Origin of the sequence: Chryseobacterium sp. S0630 (genome assembly GCF_024158915.1) — a bacterium.
Lineage (GTDB): Bacteria > Bacteroidota > Bacteroidia > Flavobacteriales > Weeksellaceae > Chryseobacterium.
Window position 1 is genome coordinate 1 of the sequence record NZ_JAMZGF010000116.1, and the last position, 2,008, is coordinate 2,008.

The 2,008-nt window shown below is 38.3% G+C and carries 1 protein-coding gene; it reads left to right on the forward strand.

All coding sequences use genetic code 11. The features are described from left to right. The coding region (locus NK356_RS23980) for a M60 family metallopeptidase (protein WP_253318242.1) at positions 1–2,008 on the forward strand (2,008 nt) is incomplete at both ends.

Genomic DNA, 2,008 nt, shown 5'->3' on the forward strand with positions numbered 1-2,008 from the left:
CGACTGCGTCATCTTATCAGCCTGGAGAAGATATAGATAAATCTTATGATAATGATGTGAGTACGTTGTATCACTCTGCATATGGCGGTACTACTTTTCCAGTGGTGTTAAATTACAGATTAGATGGTGCTACCCCTATCGATTATCTAAAATATACGCCTAGGCCCAGTGGAGACAACGGACTGCTTGGAAGCGTGAGTATCAGTTATAATACGAGCACAAACAGCACATATGTTCCGTTAATGACATTTGATTTTCAGTATTCTTCTTCTCCTGTGAAGGTTTACTTTCCAAATCAGATTACCCCTTTGAATGTAAAAATTACAGTAAACGATGGGAAGAACAGTTTTGCAAGCTGTGCTGAAATGGGCTTTTATAAATCAGGCTCTTCAGGGGTTAATAATCCTTACAGCAATATTTTTACAGACAATCTTTATTCAGCATTGAAGTCTTCTGTTACTCAGACGGATATAAATAATATGACATCGCCATTCTATAAAGGGTTAGCGCAATGTCTATTTAACGGAACTTATGTAAAAAAATACAGGGTTCAGAATTATAGTGTTTACCCTCCTGTTTCTGTTACTACAGGTAATTTAAAGGTGGGAAGTGGCTATAACACTTTTGAGAATCCTACAGGTATTGTGTTTGCACAGGGGGAAAAAGTAGCTTTGTTTGCTCAGAATATCCCAGCAGGAGTAATTGTTTCTCTGAAGGTGAAAGATTTTTCTACCTCTTTATATGGCACTGACTCCTATTATGAACTTCATAATGGTTTAAATGTATTTCCTGTAACCAACAGTGGCTTGGGATATATCAATTATTATAATACCAATGCGGCATTACCTGATATCAAAATCAATATTGTTTCCGGTAAGGTTAATGGTCTTTATCATTATCAAAAATCTACACAAAGTGATTGGGAGGCAGATCTTACGAATTCGGCTTATAATATGATTGATGTTGTGGGACAGCATGTCCATATGGTTTATAAAAAAAGCACGCTGAAAGCATATGCTCTTCATAATCAGGTAGCGCTTGTTTCAAAACTCGATCTTATTGTAAAAAATGAGTGGCTTGTGATGGGATTGTATAAATATAATTTAGTTCCCAAAAACCGTATGTTCGGCTATAGTAATGACGGCGGAGGCTGGCATGCAGGCGGACTGGGTATTAATATGGATGCTAACGGAAATGATAACTATGTTGCTGATATTAATCAATTGTCTGTATGGGGATTTGCACATGAATTTGGGCATATTAATCAGATAAGCCCGGATCTTAAATGGATTGGCACTACAGAAGTTACCAATAATATATACAGTGCATGGGTGGATTATAATATGAGTACAGAACAAGATGGACTGACCAGTGTGGAAAGATTTGATGAATCACCAGCAGCAGGAATGGCCAGCGTGGCAGGAGGAAGAATAAACGGAGGTATTCTGAATACAACCGTCAATAAGCAACCTTTACAAGATAGTGTAAATTCGGATAATTTTAAAGTATTAATCCCTTTCTGGCAGCTTGAGCTGTATTATCAGCTGGCCGGAGCTTCACGAAATGCGCCGGTTCTTTCCTTTAATTACCCAACTAACTATACAGGAGTAGATTATGCGCACTGGTTTGCAACGGTTGCCAACAAGGCAAGAAACACCAATTCTTCCGGGGTCTCAAATGGTGATTTGCTTCTGAATTTTGTGAAAAATACCTGTGATGCAGTCCAGGAAGATTTAACAGAATTCTTTACAATAACCGGATTTTTAAGGCCGATAAACAGGAATATTGATGATTACGGTTTGGGTCAGCTTACCATTACGCAGGCTCAGATTGATGCTACGATTGCATCCATAAAGTCTAAGAAATATCAGAAACCTGTTTCTCCTGTAATGAATTATATTTCAGCACGTAGCGTTGCAGCTTTCCGTGATCTTCTTCCGGTAAGCGGACAAACAGGCCAGGGAGTTACTTTAAATAATGATTATCTTACTGTACAGCACAGTGCTTG